The sequence below is a fragment of the Niallia sp. FSL K6-0212 genome (assembly GCF_038007605.1).
Lineage (GTDB): Bacteria > Bacillota > Bacilli > Bacillales > Cytobacillaceae > Niallia > Niallia circulans.
Map to the genome: position 1 here is coordinate 1,548,619 of NZ_JBBOXL010000001.1, position 15,706 is coordinate 1,564,324.

At 36.4% G+C, this 15,706-nt stretch carries 17 protein-coding genes; 11 read left to right on the forward strand and 6 right to left on the reverse strand.

Annotated features, from left to right (window positions below):
• Positions 1-21: 21 nt before the first annotated feature.
• Genes modB through MHH96_RS07285 form a run of 3 tightly spaced genes read right to left on the reverse strand, consistent with a single transcriptional unit; the run spans position 22 to position 2,361 of the window.
• Complete coding sequence (modB, locus tag MHH96_RS07275; RefSeq protein ID WP_047944282.1) at positions 22-702, reverse strand: molybdate ABC transporter permease subunit; 681 nt, start codon at positions 700-702, stop codon at positions 22-24.
• On the reverse strand, positions 683-1,477 hold the full coding sequence (modA, locus tag MHH96_RS07280) for a molybdate ABC transporter substrate-binding protein (RefSeq protein WP_047944281.1): 795 nt from the start codon (positions 1,475-1,477) through the stop codon (positions 683-685). Before modA ends, modB begins: the two co-directional genes overlap by 20 nt.
• A complete protein-coding gene (locus MHH96_RS07285; RefSeq protein ID WP_047944280.1) occupies positions 1,474-2,361 on the reverse strand; it encodes a dihydrodipicolinate synthase family protein in 888 nt (295 codons plus the stop codon). Before MHH96_RS07285 ends, modA begins: the two co-directional genes overlap by 4 nt.
• 140 nt (positions 2,362-2,501) lie before the next feature.
• Here MHH96_RS07285 and MHH96_RS07290 point away from each other — a divergent pair, with 140 nt between their 5' ends.
• From MHH96_RS07290 to MHH96_RS07305, 4 genes are all read left to right on the forward strand, one after another.
• The gene (locus MHH96_RS07290; protein ID WP_047944279.1) at positions 2,502-2,939 is read left to right on the forward strand and encodes a hypothetical protein; all 438 of its coding nucleotides are present in this window, start codon (positions 2,502-2,504) and stop codon (positions 2,937-2,939) included.
• Positions 2,940-3,097: 158 nt separating this feature from the next.
• Positions 3,098-3,712 carry a sigma-70 family RNA polymerase sigma factor gene (locus MHH96_RS07295; RefSeq protein ID WP_047944278.1) on the forward strand — a complete coding sequence of 205 codons (615 nt, stop codon included), beginning with the start codon at positions 3,098-3,100 and terminating at the stop codon, positions 3,710-3,712.
• On the forward strand, positions 3,703-3,867 hold the full coding sequence (locus MHH96_RS07300; protein WP_095257964.1) for a YvrJ family protein: 165 nt from the start codon (positions 3,703-3,705) through the stop codon (positions 3,865-3,867). Before MHH96_RS07295 ends, MHH96_RS07300 begins: the two co-directional genes overlap by 10 nt.
• A complete protein-coding gene (locus tag MHH96_RS07305; RefSeq protein ID WP_047944277.1) occupies positions 3,864-4,097 on the forward strand; it encodes a hypothetical protein in 234 nt (77 codons plus the stop codon). Before MHH96_RS07300 ends, MHH96_RS07305 begins: the two co-directional genes overlap by 4 nt.
• 73 nt (positions 4,098-4,170) lie before the next feature.
• On the opposite strand, the gene MHH96_RS07310 is transcribed toward MHH96_RS07305, so the two are convergent.
• The 3 genes from MHH96_RS07310 to MHH96_RS07320 form a co-directional block, all read right to left on the reverse strand.
• Positions 4,171-5,151 (reverse strand): polyprenyl synthetase family protein, encoded by a 981-nt coding sequence (locus MHH96_RS07310; protein ID WP_047944276.1) that lies wholly within the window; start codon positions 5,149-5,151, stop codon positions 4,171-4,173.
• A 15-nt stretch (positions 5,152-5,166) separates the two neighbouring features.
• Entirely contained in the window at positions 5,167-5,706 is a 540-nt protein-coding gene (locus MHH96_RS07315; RefSeq protein WP_047944275.1) for a Gx transporter family protein, read from the reverse strand.
• 320 nt (positions 5,707-6,026) lie between these two features.
• Entirely contained in the window at positions 6,027-7,898 is a 1,872-nt protein-coding gene (locus MHH96_RS07320; protein ID WP_047944274.1) for an FAD-dependent oxidoreductase, read from the reverse strand.
• A gap of 410 nt (positions 7,899-8,308) precedes the next feature.
• Here MHH96_RS07320 and MHH96_RS07325 point away from each other — a divergent pair, with 410 nt between their 5' ends.
• The 7 genes from MHH96_RS07325 (at position 8,309) to tuaB (ending at position 15,704) form a co-directional block, all read left to right on the forward strand.
• Positions 8,309-9,358 carry an FAD:protein FMN transferase gene (locus tag MHH96_RS07325; RefSeq protein WP_047944273.1) on the forward strand — a complete coding sequence of 350 codons (1,050 nt, stop codon included), beginning with the start codon at positions 8,309-8,311 and terminating at the stop codon, positions 9,356-9,358.
• Positions 9,359-9,381: 23 nt separating this feature from the next.
• Positions 9,382-10,323, forward strand: coding sequence for a 1,4-dihydroxy-2-naphthoate polyprenyltransferase (gene menA, locus MHH96_RS07330; RefSeq protein WP_047944272.1), 942 nt, complete (start codon positions 9,382-9,384; stop codon positions 10,321-10,323).
• 49 nt (positions 10,324-10,372) lie between these two features.
• A complete protein-coding gene (locus tag MHH96_RS07335; protein ID WP_330218693.1) occupies positions 10,373-11,176 on the forward strand; it encodes an energy-coupling factor transporter ATPase in 804 nt (267 codons plus the stop codon).
• A complete protein-coding gene (locus MHH96_RS07340) occupies positions 11,161-12,018 on the forward strand; it encodes an energy-coupling factor transporter ATPase (protein WP_047944288.1) in 858 nt (285 codons plus the stop codon). The genes MHH96_RS07335 and MHH96_RS07340 overlap by 16 nt, the downstream gene beginning before the upstream one ends.
• Positions 12,015-12,809, forward strand: a complete 795-nt coding sequence (locus MHH96_RS07345; protein ID WP_047944270.1) for an energy-coupling factor transporter transmembrane component T family protein — start codon at positions 12,015-12,017, stop codon at positions 12,807-12,809. The genes MHH96_RS07340 and MHH96_RS07345 overlap by 4 nt, the downstream gene beginning before the upstream one ends.
• A gap of 792 nt (positions 12,810-13,601) precedes the next feature.
• Positions 13,602-14,261, forward strand: a complete 660-nt coding sequence (locus MHH96_RS07350) for a sugar transferase (RefSeq protein WP_047944269.1) — start codon at positions 13,602-13,604, stop codon at positions 14,259-14,261.
• A complete protein-coding gene (gene tuaB, locus MHH96_RS07355; protein WP_047944268.1) occupies positions 14,262-15,704 on the forward strand; it encodes a teichuronic acid biosynthesis protein TuaB in 1,443 nt (480 codons plus the stop codon).
• Positions 15,705-15,706 lie beyond the last annotated feature (2 nt).

Consider the following 15,706-nt stretch of genomic DNA (forward strand, 5'->3'; position numbering starts at 1 on the left):
AATACGCAGAGACAAGAAAGGCTATTGTTGTTTCGGCTGACATAAAGCTAGCATAATAAAAGAAATAATGGTGATGGTTATTACCCAAATCCAAGCCATTTTCATATTGCCAGTTTCAATGGCGACATAAATAGCAGTAGGCAGTGTCTGTGTTTTCCCTGGGATATTACCGGCAAACATTAAAGTTGCACCAAATTCTCCTAAACCTCTGGCAAAGCTAAGGATGCTTCCAGACATAAGCGAGTGGGAGGCTAGTGGAATAGAAATAGATGTTAAAACTTTCCACTCGTTTGCCCCATCAACACGTGCCGCCTCTTCAATCGAGCGTTCAATCTGGATAAACCCAGCCTTTGCCGATTGATACATTAAAGGAAAAGACACCATAAATGCAGCAATTACTGCAGCCCACCATGTAAAAATAATTGGTTGATGAAAAAGCCATTCGATTCCTTTTCCAATGATACTATTGCGTCCAAAGACAACGAGCAATAAAAAGCCAGTAACTGTTGGGGGAAGAACGATTGGCAGTAACAAACAGGTTTCCAGCAATACCTTGCCTTTAAATTTTCGTCTCGCTAATAAAGCGGCTAGAATTATTCCCGAAACAATGACGCAGACAGTGGCAATGAGTGACACTTGCAAGGAAAGAGAAATGGGAGACCAAAAGTTACTCCAATCCTCTTTAGTTAACAATAAATCCATTTTCTTTAAAAACCTCTAGGCTAATGGGTGTCTGCAAATAGTCATAGAATACTTTGGCTGCCTGATAATGCTTACTGTCTTTGATGATACCTAGAGGATAAACAATGGGAGAATGACTCGCTTCATCCGCAATTGCTGCTACCTGAACAGTAGCAGAAGCCTTTGCATCGGTTCCATAAACAATGCCTGCTGCTACATTATTTGTTTCTACATAAGATAGAACTTGGCGTACATCCTTTGCAGGAACGATATTTTCTTGGATCTTTTCCCATATATGCAGGGATTGCAGTGTTTCTTTTGCATAATTTCCTGCTGGAACGGATTCGGGTATACCGATAGCGATTTTTTCTGTATCCAATGTTTCTAAATCTGCAAAGTTATCGATAGTAGTGTCAGCCTGTTTATTGGTGATTAATACTAAATTATTCTTAACTAAGTTCATATGATCGGAATCCCTAATGAAGCCATCCTTTATTAAAAGCGCCATCTTATCTTCTGCTGCAGAGAGAAATAAATCGACGGGAGCTCCCTGGGAAATTTGCTGCTGCAATGCTCCAGATGAACCAAAATTAAAAGTTAGGGTAATATCTGGGTGCTCCTTTTCGAATTTCTCTTTGATTGACTCTAATGCATCTTGCATACTGGCAGCAGCAGAGATGGTTAAGGAAATAGGTTCTTGTTTAGATGCTGCTGATTGCCCTTGCTTATTGCTGCAAGAAGCTAAAATCAATATCGTAATTAAGAGTATAATAGGTTGGAAGTGTTTTTTCATCATGCCTCTCCTTTTTGCCAAACCTCCATTAGGGTTTTCTGTTCTTGTTTATTCAAAGTGGATAATGGCTCTCTACAAATACCTGCTTCTATGTTGCTTTCAGATAATAGATATTTAATAGCCCGCAGTGCACCTATTTCTAGAATAGTATGTATCGTTGGCAGCAATTTGGAGAACTGTTTTTCCGCCAATTCCCATTTTTGTGATTTTATCAATTGAACAATTTGTTGTATTTCTTGGGGAAAAATATTTCCTATTATACTAGTAATTCCATTATATCCGTTACGCAAATGGTCTAAAAGGTATAAATCTGTACCGGTTAAGACAGAGAAGGATGAACCAAGCTCTTTTTGAAGGATAAGAGCATTGTCGGGATTTCCAGCTTCCTTTAACCCTTTTATTTGGGGAAGTTTCTCTACTATACGATAGAGAGTATTTAATTCCAGGTTAAATCCAGTACGGGATGGATTATTGTAAAGCAAGATGGGTAAATCGGTAACTGTGCAAACTTGTTCGACATATGCTGCAGCTTCTTTCTGACTTATACGTAAATAAGGAGGAAACCCTAGCATTATTCCATCTAACCCTTCTTTTTGAGCAGCTTCCGCTAGTCGAATGGCCTCTGTCGTTCTTACAGCAGCAACTCCACCAATGAGAAGGAAATCATCTTTCCCTGCGGACTTTACCTCCCGATAGAGCATCTGTCTTTCTTCGATTGTCATGGAATGCTGTTCCCCTGTTGATCCACTAATAAGCAGTGCTGGGACATGATTCTGTTTATAGTAATCTATTAATGAATAGATGCCGGTTTGCGAAAGCTTTTCCCTTTGGTCAAAGGGGGTTACCATTGCAACACTATATGAAACAAATGGATTTTGTGTAATCATTTTCCTAACTCCTTTCAAAATAGATTATACTTAAACTATTCAGATAATGGTACAGAAAGCTGTCTAATGAAGTCTTTCTATCAATTTATCTTTTTCTTGGGATGAAATCAATATGAAGTGGGGAAGGGAGTAGAAGTTTTATGATGAGAGTGGCACTTAATTATGCAATTATGCTGGAGCAAGTGAAAGCAAAGGGATTTAAGGAAGAGGCGGTTAGCAAAGCTCTCGAAACAGAAGATTTTGCGTTCTTTCAGAACTGTGGAAATGGCTTGCCAGATTGGCAGACGCTTTTCTCCTATTATAAAGACAATAAAGCTAGCGTCAAAGCGATTATGCAAGATGATTATGAAATAACCTTTTTGACTAAGGGAACGTTAAAAAGGCTTATACTATTGAAATATCAATTAGTAGAGGGAAGAGACTATGAGGACCGCGGTGAATCAATTGGAACTATTACATTGCCGAAGGAATCCTTTCAGCAATTTACAAAGATATTAGCCAAAAACTGGACTATTGTCGTATTGGAAGAAAATCCAGACAATGTTATCTTTGATGTAAAGTTATTTGTAATCGATTAAATGAAAATGGGACAAGTGGTTGTTATTTTTACATGAAATCTTTCTTTATATATATAGAAGGAGGTAAAGATAACATATAGGCAAAAGAGGCTAATGAAGATTAGTCCCTTTTTTTACAACAAAAACAGAACATATGTTCCTTTTGGGAGGTCGAAAGGATGAAAGAATGCCGTTCTTCTCAATCAGAAGCTTTTACCGCATTTTTAGAGGAAAATAAATCATTATTAAGCAATCCAATTGTAAAGAGTTTTTTGCAGAAAAAGGTCAATGTTCATCTGTTAAAAAAAGCGCTAGAATGTCCGACAAAGGAAAATAAAGAAAAGGTGGATGAATCTTTTAAAAAGCATTTCTTTACCATTCGGTTTACTTCGTATATCACTTCTTCGATGGAGTACAGTACCATAAATTTTAATAAAAACTTATCCATGTATCAAAAACGATTTCCGTTAATACTGACCGAGAAGGAAGAGGGAGGAGAAAAGGATATTAATCTAAATGATAAAGAGGCTGAAATAGAAGCAATAGTCGAGAAGGAGGAACGATGGTCTGAGATGGAGGAATATATTTCAAATAAAACAATCTATTCAGCCGTTCTGAACTTGACTCCTTCCCAACGAAAGATCCTTACCTATGCCTATCTTTATAAATTTACGGATACAGAAATTGCCCGGAGAATTCGAACGTCTCAACAATATGTTTCAAAAACAAGAAAAACGGCTTTAAAACGTATTCTTTCAATTATCAATAACAAGGAGGAAGGCAGATGGAATTAGTAGATATGACGCAATGGATGACAATGATTAGCAATTTTGGTTTTCCACTAACCTTATCTTTATTTGTTCTCCTAAGATTAGATAAAAAAATGGATCAACTACTGAAGGAATGGAAGGAAACCCAGGAAGACGAGCGAAAGGAAAAGGACAAATGACCGATATGTATACGATGGTAAAAAGGGCAAAGGCAGATCCGGAAATGCTCCATGAGCTAATAAAGTTGTTCGAACCAAAGGTAAATAAATTAACAAAAAGAACAAGTCCAAATGATATGGCAGATCTTTCACAAGAGCTGAAGTTAATGCTTATACAATCTACCTATCAATATGACCTAGACAGTATTCCGGGCTTTTGGGAATTTAAAGATCAGCTTAATAGAGAATGACAGCTATTAAAAAGTCCGAGTCCAACTAGTGACAAGCAGCATGCAGAGTTGGATCGGATTTTTACCATACTCATTACACATTCCTATTTAATAAGCTAAGCGTAATTTCAAAAAGATGGTTTTTGTAATCCCCATCAGGTAATTTACTTAGTTGTTTAATTGCTTTCTCTGTATATTTTTTAGCAAGGAGCTCTGCTTTTTCTACTCCTTTATATTTAGCGATAAGTTTAGAAAGCTGCGCCATATCTTCGTCAGTCAAGGATTCTTTTTTATCTAATATAGGAATCAGCTCATGCGGATTTGTTTGGATTGCATAGATAAGTGGTAAATTATAGTGACCTTGTTTAATATCTGCCATCACAGGCTTTCCTAATGTTTGGGAATCTCCTTTATAATCGAGAATATCGTCCATTATTTGAAAAGCCATGCCAATATAATGCCCCATATTCCAAGCATTCATGGCGAGTGGTCTGCTTGCTTCACTTTCAACCGCACCAGAATAGCAGCTTACGGCAAAAAGCTGGGCTGTTTTTCCAGAGACTCTTGCTAAATATTTTTTCACCGTAACAGTAGATTGGTATCGAGCGTTTAATTGATCTAATTCTCCGCTTAAGATTTTTTCCATACTGCGGGCATTAAATTCTAAATGGGAAAGAGATGTTGCGTACTTAGATAAAATGGTAAAACAAACACAGAATAAATAATCACCCGCATAGATGGCAAACTTATTTCCATTATGAGTATGAATGGTTGGAATGTTATGTCGTGTTGGCGATTCATCAATAACATCGTCATGAATCAGCGTCGCCATATGCAAGGTTTCCAACGCTGCTGCCACTGCTATTGCACGATTTTTATCTTTAGACGGACCTATTTGTGAACAAAGGAGGGAATAGGCAGGTCTGAGTAGCTTGCCACCGGAATAAATTAAATCCTTAATCGTTTTTTCAACTACTTTGTCACGAACACGAATATTGCTTTCAATTAATTGAAGTACTTTTGACAAGTCATTTTTTAATTCTGGATACGTATCCCACATTTGATGTACACGCATAGTTTAACCTCTTTCCTATCTAGATTCGTTTATTTCCGATAAATCTCTATAATACTGTAGTTTTTCTACATGTGTGATTAAATAGTTGGCTAGTATTCCTATTGCTATTCCTGATAGGATACCGATAAAAGATAGAATAGGTAAATATAAGAATACTGTCCAGGTTTGTGCAACAAAACTTGCAACTGCTAATTGACCAATATTATGAAGAATGGCTCCAGTTGTACTAACGCCAATTAAGCTAATTCGTTTTGTTCCAAGCTGCTTTACACCCCACATGCCGATAAAGCTTAAGAGGGCTCCGCTGGCACTATACATAAAAGTAGAAAGTGTTCCTCCTAATAAGGTGGCTAGACAGAGCCGGATTGCGACCACTTGAAAGGCATCTTTAGTAGGAAGTGTATATAAGGCTAAGCAGGTAATAATATTTGCTAATCCAAGCTTTGCTCCGGGAGCAAATGCAAAGGGAAATGGGATAGCCCGTTCTAATAAGCTTATAATTACCGCTTGAGAAGCAAGCAGTGCTATATATACAAGGCGTTGATTTTTTGTCATCTTCTCAACTTCCATTCTTGCGATATAATTATTACTATAAATAAGTTGATTGTAGGTTAAATAAATACTGACTCCTATTAATCAGTACAGGGCAAAAAAGAATACGGTATGATAGATTCTTTATTCTATAACTAATCTTATTGTTAAACAGATTGATGCAAGCATCCTAAAGTGGAAGACAATCTACTGTCTTAAAAGCTTAAGGGTTAAGAAAAGATCAAAGAATATAAAACCACTAGCTTCTTTTTTCTCCTTTACTGATTCAAAGGGTGCTAGAAACATGGGAACTTTAATTCCCTATGTTTCTAGCAAATTTTTTATTATTTATAGTCTTTATAGATTGCTCGTTCTTTACCATACCACCAGTCGCCCAATTTTCTTTGAAGGAAAGGAACAACCCAATAATCTAATCCAAATGTACGACCAGACCCATTCATTAAAGCAATAGAAGCTGGCAAGGCCCAAACTTTATCCCAGCCAAGCATTGCAGTAAGTGTAAACATTACTAGGAATGCAGCACTTGCAGCATTTGCTAACCATGTGAATAAACCAGCAAGAATGGCTAATCCGATTGCTAACTCAATGAAAATCATCATTTTTTGCATAAATAGTGCAACTTCCGGAGTTGGAAGCATAATTTTCATAATCCACTCAAACCAGAATGGCATTTTATTTAATATGGGGGTTGCAAAGTCAGTAGAAGCAGCAGCTTCACTTGCACCACTTGTAGCAGTTTGCAGCCATTCAAAAGGCATTTTGACACTTGTTGCAGTTAACCATGAATCGTCTCCAAGACCATTAAATAAGTTTGGAACCTTTGACCAGCTGGAAATAGAATCTTTCCATGTGGATTCTCCCCAAAGCTTCGCACATGCTTCTACAATCCAGAAACCTGCGACAAATACACGTAAAGGTAAGCTCCAAAGAACATTGCCATAGCGGGTTAAGAAATCACGGAAAATATTACGTTTATCTTTTGTGTGGAAAAATTCATGCATCACATATTGGTACATATAATAGCCGCTTCTAATACCAAAGAAATAATATAGATTAACCATATGCTTCATGAAATTTGCAAACCAGCCGCTTAAATGCATGCCGCTTAAATTTGCAACACCGTATCTTGCTCCGATAGAAACCATAACCCCATGGTATTTACCTTCATATTTTTCTTTTTCACCGCCGCTGATTTCTGCAATAATATTCTTTGCTGCAGTCATAGCAGTCTGTTCGGCCGCTTCCACAATTTGTGGAGTTGGTTTTCCAGGCTCTTCTTCAAAATAGGCTAAGTCGCCGACTACATAGACATCTTTATAGTCTTCAGATTCCATATGAGCATTTACTTTTAAGCGGCCTGCTCTTCCAGCTGACATGCCGTAATCTTTTGTATCTGAATTTGCGCGGACCCCAGCTGTCCATATAAGAGTGTAAGTTGGAAGCTCTTCGCCTGATTTTAATACGATAGCGTCTTCTTTTACTTCGACGATTGGAGAGCTTTTTAAGATTTTTACTCCTTTTTTTACCATATAGCTTTCTGCTTTATCGGCATCTCTGCGTTCTAGCATATTTAATATAGTAGGAGCAGCTTCTACCACATATAAAGTAATATCCTCTGCATCTAGCTTATTGTCTTTGGCTAATCTTTCTTTCCATTCAATCAGTTCTCCAACCATTTCGATTCCTGTGAAGCCTGAACCACATACAGTAAAGGTAAGCATTGCCTTTCTTGTAGCTTCATCATGAACACGAGCAGCTTTACGAACAATCTTTTCAATATGTTCTCTTAATTTAACAGCATCTTCCCAAGACCAAAGGGTAAAGCCATTTTCTTGTACTCCGGGTGTACCAAAGTCATTTGGTTCGCCGCCCATCCCTAGGATGAGATAATCGAAGGAGAATTGGCCGTTTTCAGTTGTAACTAATTTACTTTGATAATCAACATGTTTCACGTTGTCTGTAACCAATTTAACCTTTGTACGATTAAATAAACGGCGTAAATCAAATTGAATAGCATCTGGTTCTACTCTATGCGCAGCAACCTCATGTAATTCAGTCATCATTGTATGATAGGAATGTCTATCTATAAGTGTAATGGAAACCGAATCATCTTTTTTATACTTTTTAGCAAGCTTTTTTGCAGCATGAACTCCCGCATAACCTGCTCCGATTATGACAATATTTTTCTTGTCCATTCTTCCTATTCACTCCCTTAATTGTTAATCGCTCATTTGTGAAGTTTTGAACAATTTTAATATAACAATGTGGTTTTTATCTGTCTATGGACTTCATAGAATGTCTACAATTTAAAATTTTGATTGTTCACATTTTCGAAACATTTATAAATAGTGGATTTTTGTCATAAATTCTCCATATTTAAAGGAGATGCTGATAAACACTATTAAGACAATGATTATTCCGTAAATCAGCTATTTTATAGGGTTTTGTCCACCAAAAAGTCGATAGACAGTGGCAGAAAGCAATGATAAAATGACGGTGTTATAAATGTGAATAAATTCACATGACCAATAATTTAAAGACTTGTTTATATTTAGAGACAAGATAAAACAATCGAAATGTGATATTCATAGAAGGGATGATTTTAATGAATAAATTCAAATTCGCTGCGATTCTTTTTCTTGCCCTCCTTTTATTAATTGGATGTGGAAAACAAAAGGAATCGAACGCAATGGTAAATAGTAATCCGTATAAAAGAACGGAATTTTTAATGGGGACAGTTGTCACGATTAAAATCTATGATAAAGACAAGGAAGCTGTACTGGATAAAGTATTTGATCGAATAGAGTTATTGGCAAGCCAAATCACAGTAAATGAAGATGGGTCGATTGTTGATGAAATAAATGAAAATGCTGGTCGGAATCCAGTTCAGGTCCCAGAAGATATTTACCGTTTAGTGAAAGCTGGTAAAGAATATAGTGGGTACTCAGGAGGGGACTTTGATATAACGATTGGACCATTAACTAATTTATGGCATATTGGATTCCCGGACGAGAAAAAGCCAACACAATCAGAAATTAATGCCGTTCTACCATTGATCAACTATACAAAGATAGAATTAAATGAAGACAAGCAAACGGTATTTTTGCCGGAACAAGGAATGATGCTGGATTTAGGGGGAATTGCCAAAGGGTTTATTACAGACGAAGTTATAAAAGTATTAAATGATAATAAGGTAGAATCTGCGATTGTTGATTTAGGAGGAAACATTTATGTAAAAGGAACAAATCCTTCTGGAAAGCCGTGGGAAGTAGGAGTTCAAGATCCATTTTCCGATAGAGGTGAAATGGTGGGGAAAATGGAGGAAACGAATACTTCGATCGTTACTTCTGGGATATATGAGCGGTATTTAGAGGTGGATGGAGTAAAATACCATCATATTCTCAGCCCTAAAAATGGCTATTCTGTCAATAATGAAGTTGCGGGTATTACGATTGTTTCTGATAAATCATTTGATGGCGACGGATATTCAACAACCATATTTATAAAAGGGATAGAAGAAGGGTTAAAGGCGGTAGAAAAAATGGAGGGAATAGAGGCCATCTTTGTAACCAAGGATAAAGAGGTTTATTTAACTTCAGGACTAAAAGGTAAATTTACTTTAACAAATGAGAAATTTAAATTAGCAAATGAATAAAAAGAAGAGGGAGGTCATTTGGAATGTCGATTCGTTCATTTTTAAAGTTAGTTGAAATACAAACAAAAATAGCTAGTATCTTCCCATTTTTTATTGGCATATTATTTGTATTATATCGTTATGAGGCACTTCATTGGAAAAATACACTAATATTCTTTGCCTCTATGTTAATCTTTGATTTAACAACAACGGCGATTAATAATTATATGGATTATCGAAAGGCAAATAGTGATGAATATAGGAAGGAAAAAAACGTAATAGGACAAGAGGGGATAAAGGAAAGCACCGTTATCGCAACCATATTCACCCTTTTTTTTACAGCAACGGGGCTAGGTATTTGGCTTACTGCTGAAACAGGATTATTGGTGCTTTTGATTGGATTTATCTGCTTTTGCATTGGCATCCTCTATACCTTTGGACCAATTCCCTTATCAAGAATGCCTTTAGGAGAAGTTTTTTCCGGTGTAACAATGGGATTTGGGATCGTTTTTCTTACGGTCTATGTCAATGCGTTTGATTATGGGATTGCGTCCTTAGTATGGGAACAAGACATGATTTTGCTGCAAGTAAACATAATAAAAATAATAGAAATTATCATTGTATCTTTACCTTGTATGTTTACGATCGCGAATCTTATGCTGGCAAACAATATTTGTGATGTAGAAGACGATATAAAAAATCATCGTTTCACTTTACCATTTTATTTAGGAAAGAAATACTCCTTATGGCTGTATAATGGCCTTTATGCGGGATCCTTTATGGCTATATTAATCTCTGTGTTTTTTCACTTACTACCAGTTATTGCGTTAATTAGCTTAATTGCTATTTTACCAGTTTATAAGCATATTCGGATTTTTAACCAAATCCAAGTTAAATCTAAAACATTTAGTTTAGCAGTGAAAAACTTAATTATTGTGAATGGATGTCTAGTATTATCTTTAGCTATGTTTTTTATTATTAGTTAAATAAATAATTGCTAGCATTTTAAGCTTTTCTATGGAGGGGGTATTGATTTTGCGCACCGTTTTGGAAGTGGAGGAATTAAGCTTTCGGTATGATAAAAAGCATGATAAGAGTCATGTGGAAAATGTGTCCTTTCTATTAAGAGAGGGAGAATGGACAGCGCTAATTGGTCATAATGGAAGTGGGAAATCCACCTTAGCTCATTTACTTGTTGGCTTGCTTCAACCCGATGAAGGGAAAATTAAGATAAATGGAGTTAGTCAAAAGAAAGGGCAAGGTGCTCAGGGGATTGGCATTGTTTTTCAAAATCCAGAAAATCAATTCATTGGAACAACTGTAGAAGATGATGTGGCTTTCGGGCTGGAAAATATAAATATGTCTTATGAAGAAATGCATGAAAGAGTGGATCAAGCACTAACAGATGTAGATATGCTCGGCTTTCGCATGGTGGATCCTTCTCAATTATCAGGTGGACAAAAACAAAGGGTCGCAATTGCAGGAATGCTGGCATTAGAGCCCAAGGTACTTATATTGGATGAGGCCTTTGTTATGTTAGATCCAAGAAGTCGCAAGGAATTAATAGCAATTATACGCAAATTAACAAATAAGGGAATGACAATCCTATCCATTACGCATGACATGGAAGAAGCTGCACAGGCTGATAGAGTAATGGTCATGGAACAAGGGAGAATAACAAAAATTGAAAGTCCCTCTCAGTTGTTTTATACAGATTCTACTTTAGAAAAACCATTTGCAGAGAAACTCAGAGAATCTTTGAAAAATAGAGGGAGTAAGGTTCCAGATAAATATATGACAGAAGAAGAAATGGTGCGATGGATATGCAAATCGAATTAAAAGATGTATCTGCTAATTATCAAATTGGACCGATCCGTAAACCCAATGTATTAAACTCCATCAATCTTACTATTGAATCAGGTACTTTTACAGCACTCATCGGAAGAACTGGTGCAGGAAAATCAAGTCTATTAAAGATATTGAACGGCTTGCTTCTTCCAACAAAAGGAAGCATTCGTATAGGAGAGACAATGATAGAATCACCTATCCAAAAAGAGAATATCCGTAAGATTCGCAAGCAAGTGGGGATGGTGTTCCAATTTCCAGAGTCCCAATTATTTGCGGAAACAGTGGAAAAGGACATTTGTTTTGGTCCGCTTAACTTTGGCGTATCGTTGGAAGAAGCGAAAGAAAAGGCTGCACAGGTAATTGAGCTAGTGGGCTTAGAGCCGTCTATTTTATCAAAATCCCCCTTTGCTTTATCGGGAGGACAAAAAAGGCGAGTGGCGATTGCAGGAATATTAGCAATGGAGCCATCTGTCCTTGTTTTAGATGAACCTGGTGCCGGGTTGGATCCGCAGGGGAAAAAGGAAATAATGTCTCTTCTAGCTACTTGGCATAAACAAGCGTCTTTAACGACTATTCTCGTTACACACGATATGGAGGATGTGGCTTTATTCGCAGACCAAGTTATTTTAATGGATCAAGGAAAAATTATCAAATCGGACAAAACAAAAATGATCTTTTCAGATCCAGCTTTATTGGAAAGTTGGGGGCTGGAAATGCCACAGGCTCGGTATTATCAAATGAAAATTGAACAAGAAACAGGAATAAAATTACCAAGGGTTTGCTTAACGCTGGATGAATTAGCAGATGCTTTAGTTTCGGTGGGATTAGTATGAATAAATTAATATTAGGAAGATACTTTCCGGGAGAATCATGGCTCCATCAGTTGGATGCTCGGGCAAAAATGATTTCTGTCCTTTTACTTATAGCTATGCTATTTATAGCAGATAATTGGATGGCCTACTTATTTTTATGGATGATTACCCTTTTCATTATGCACTTATCACAAGTTCCTTTCCGCACCTATGTACGAGGAGTCAAACCAATGATATGGCTCATTCTATTTACCGTAATACTGCAGGTACTATTTACTTCTGGCAGTAATGTATATATAGCATGGGGGCCAATTACTATTTCAGAGTATGGATTAATAAATGGAATCTTTATCTTTAGTCGTTTTGTTCTTATTGTATTTTTATCTACTGTCTTAACATTAACTACAAAACCAATCGATTTGACAGATGGAATAAATAAACTGCTATCTCCATTGCGTTTTATTAAGGTACCTGTAGATGATATTAGCATTATGTTATCTATTTCTTTGCGATTCATTCCCAATTTATTAGATGAAACACAAAAAGTGATGGATGCTCAAAAGGCAAGAGGGACGGAGTTTGGCCAAGGCTCATTATTTCAGCAGATGAAAACATTGGTCCCTATTTTCCTTCCTTTATTTGTAAGTTCGTTGAATAGGGCTGAGGACATGGCTAATATGATGGATGTTAAAGGATACCGTTCGGGAATAAAACGATCGGCATTTCGAAGAATATATTGGCAGAAACAAGATACATGGTGTTTATGTAGTGTATGTTTTATTGGAGTGATTACGGTTTTATTAAGCGGATAATAAATCACCTAATGTATAAAAAATTATTTTATTCACGGACCGTAATAACTTTACATGGAGCCTCTGCGGGCGTTATCAATGAGCCAAGAAGCCAGCATTATCAATAGCTGCTCATCTTCCTAAGGATATCATGCCCGCCTCTCTATATAAAGGTGGTTCTAAGCGTTTGGAAAAATTTATACAAATTCACCGCTTTTGTACATAGTTAAACTAGCACTTCCAGATTCCTATAGGAGCTTCAATAAATTTATATTTTAGATACAGCATGTGGGGAATTCTGTTACTTTTTTCCTCTGCTCCACTTCCTTCCGAGCACAGAGAACTCTTGTTTGTTAATTTCCCCCTTTTTTAATGTATAATCCGTACATGTTCCAACTTTTTATATGAATCTACTTTTTCCTTATTCATAACGCAGTGACGAGGAAGCTCAGGCGTAGCCCCATGAAAAGCGAAGTGTATTCAGGCTGCGAGTGATTACCACAAACTTTCTTTCTTAAAATAAATAAAAAACCCAAACAATTATACGAATATTTTTTTAGTGTGTACGTATAATTGCTCGGGGTTAAATTTGATTGAAATACTTATTTCTCCCCCTCTTTTTATGTATACTTCCCCTCTTCGCTTAGTAAAGGAGTAATTCAAATCAGTTTAGCATGCACCATTTTATGACAAAATCAATCGGAAATTTACAATCCTTTACTATTCCTTAAAATAGATTCAATGATTTATTAACATTGGAACCCTATACTAAATCTGATAGCTCAGATAGATAAAACTTTGAGGTGAAAAAACATGCAGGCTAACAGGAGTATCCATATTTTAAAAGAGATATCAATTGTACAAGCAAATAACCTTAAATCTTCTAAAAAAGTTTCCTTTTATCAAGTTTTTAAAAGAATGATGGATCTCTTTATAGCAAGTATAGGTATTGTTATAACTCTCCCGTTGATTCTTCTATTTGCTATTCTCATTCGCATAGATTCACCGGGTTCTCCCTTTTATGTGCAGCAAAGGGTTGGGAAGAATGGCAAATGCTTTCGTTTAATTAAATTGCGATCGATGAGAATGGATGCAGAAAAGGACGGAGAAAAATGGGCAGAGATAAATGATCCAAGAATTACAAAAATTGGTGCGTTTATAAGAAAAACAAGGATTGATGAGCTACCACAATTATTTTCTGTTTTAAAAGGTGATATGTCTATTATTGGACCAAGACCGGAGAGACCTTCTTTTACGGAACAATTTAGCAAGGAGATTGATGGTTTTTCGAATAGGCTGCTAGTAAAGCCAGGATTAACTGGCCTTGCCCAGGTAAACGGTGGGTATGACATCACACCAAGAGAAAAGCTAACTTACGATCTTCAATATATTAATAATGTAACATTTTCTTTAGAAATGAAAATTTTAGTAAAGACGATAAAAGTGGTGCTCACAGGAGAGGGTGCAAGATAATTGGACTCCATAAAAAGCAAGATTAACAGTGGAGCAAAATGGACCAGTATAGCAACGTTCGTTATTACTCTCTTACAGATTGGACAGTTTATCGTACTAGGCAATATCATGAGTGCAAAGGAGTTTGGCATGATTGGCATGCTGACGACAATCAGCATCTTTGCACAAATTTTTGTTGAATTAGGTTTAGGGGCTGCAGTCATCCAAAAACATCATGCAACAGAAAGGCAGTTATCTACCCTTTTTTGGATAAATGTTCTTTTAGGAATATTTATTTGTTTCCTTATGCAGGCAGCAAGCCCCATTATTGCAGATTATTTTCAAACAAAAGAGTTAGAGGGAAAAGTCAGATTACTATCAATCGTATTTTTGATCGCGCCTATAGGACAGCAGTCACAGTACTTAATGCAGCGAGACTTATCGTTTAAGACATTAGGAAAGATCGAAACGATATCTAATGTTTTAAGCTTTAGTCTCTTAATTGGACTGCTCCTTTTTTTAAAGCAAAATCCAGTTAATGCTTATGTATGGTCACAGGTTTGCCTTTATTCCTTGAAAGGGATTCTTTTTTATATTTGTTACTTCCCAAAGTGGAGACCAAGCTTTGTGCTAGATATCAAAGCATGTAAAGAATTTTTCTCTTTTGGCGTGTATCAGCTTTTATCTAGGCTCGTAAATCGTTTAGGAAGCAATATGGATATGTTGTTGATTGGAAGATTTATGGGCATGGAAGCATTGGGGATTTATAACTTAGTCTATCAAATTATAACTATTCCCGTTCTTAAGTTAAATCCTATTATAACGAGAGTTGCCTTTCCGGTGTTTGCGAAAGATAAAAATAATAATCGGGCATTAGAGAGTGGTTATTTATATATGACCAAATTATTAGCAATTGTGTCGTTTCCATTGTTATTAGGGCTCTATGCTGTTGCAGATTTAGTTATCCCACTCTTCTTTGGAGAGCAATGGATGGCGGCTGTTCCTGTTTTGGAAATTATGATTATAGTAGGAATTCTAAGGGTTCTTATGAATCCCAATGGGAGCATTATATTAGCAAAGGGAAAAGCAGACATTGCTTTTTATTGGGACTTAGGAGTATTAGTTTGTTATGGTTTAGCATTATTAGCTGCAGTTCGGAGTAATCAGCTGGAAATAGTAGCATGGACATATGTGGGTGTAAGTATTCTTAATTTTATCGGTGGGAGAATCCTATTAACTAGAATGATCGGGCTTCAGCTAAAAAGTTATGTAAAAGTGTTGCTGCTGCCATTTATTCTTGCAGTGGTCAGCAGTGGGATTGCATTCCTGTCAAAAACGCAAATGATTTCTATTCATAATAATTTGGTTTGGGCACTTGTATGGTCTGTGTTGATAAGCGGGATTAGTTATTTGCTGCTACTGCATGCATTAAAGCATGTAGCATTTCGAGAAGAATATCAATAAAG

Bases quoted from the DNA above. Each gene is read 5' to 3' on its own strand.
- modA (WP_047944281.1), bottom strand. From the start codon at position 1,477: ATGATGAAAAAACACTTCCAACCTATTATACTCTTAATTACGATATTG.
- MHH96_RS07325 (WP_047944273.1), top strand. From the start codon at position 8,309: ATGAATAAATTCAAATTCGCTGCGATTCTTTTTCTTGCCCTCCTTTTA.
- MHH96_RS07285 (WP_047944280.1), bottom strand. From the start codon at position 2,361: ATGATTACACAAAATCCATTTGTTTCATATAGTGTTGCAATGGTAACC.
- MHH96_RS07310 (WP_047944276.1), bottom strand. From the start codon at position 5,151: ATGCGTGTACATCAAATGTGGGATACGTATCCAGAATTAAAAAATGAC.
- MHH96_RS07295 (WP_047944278.1), top strand. From the start codon at position 3,098: ATGAAAGAATGCCGTTCTTCTCAATCAGAAGCTTTTACCGCATTTTTA.
- MHH96_RS07290 (WP_047944279.1), top strand. From the start codon at position 2,502: ATGATGAGAGTGGCACTTAATTATGCAATTATGCTGGAGCAAGTGAAA.
- MHH96_RS07345 (WP_047944270.1), top strand. From the start codon at position 12,015: ATGAATAAATTAATATTAGGAAGATACTTTCCGGGAGAATCATGGCTC.
- MHH96_RS07340 (WP_047944288.1), top strand. From the start codon at position 11,161: ATGCAAATCGAATTAAAAGATGTATCTGCTAATTATCAAATTGGACCG.
- MHH96_RS07320 (WP_047944274.1), bottom strand. From the start codon at position 7,898: ATGGACAAGAAAAATATTGTCATAATCGGAGCAGGTTATGCGGGAGTT.
- modB (WP_047944282.1), bottom strand. From the start codon at position 702: ATGGATTTATTGTTAACTAAAGAGGATTGGAGTAACTTTTGGTCTCCC.
- MHH96_RS07350 (WP_047944269.1), top strand. From the start codon at position 13,602: ATGCAGGCTAACAGGAGTATCCATATTTTAAAAGAGATATCAATTGTA.
- MHH96_RS07300 (WP_095257964.1), top strand. From the start codon at position 3,703: ATGGAATTAGTAGATATGACGCAATGGATGACAATGATTAGCAATTTT.
- menA (WP_047944272.1), top strand. From the start codon at position 9,382: ATGTCGATTCGTTCATTTTTAAAGTTAGTTGAAATACAAACAAAAATA.
- MHH96_RS07305 (WP_047944277.1), top strand. From the start codon at position 3,864: ATGACCGATATGTATACGATGGTAAAAAGGGCAAAGGCAGATCCGGAA.
- MHH96_RS07315 (WP_047944275.1), bottom strand. From the start codon at position 5,706: ATGACAAAAAATCAACGCCTTGTATATATAGCACTGCTTGCTTCTCAA.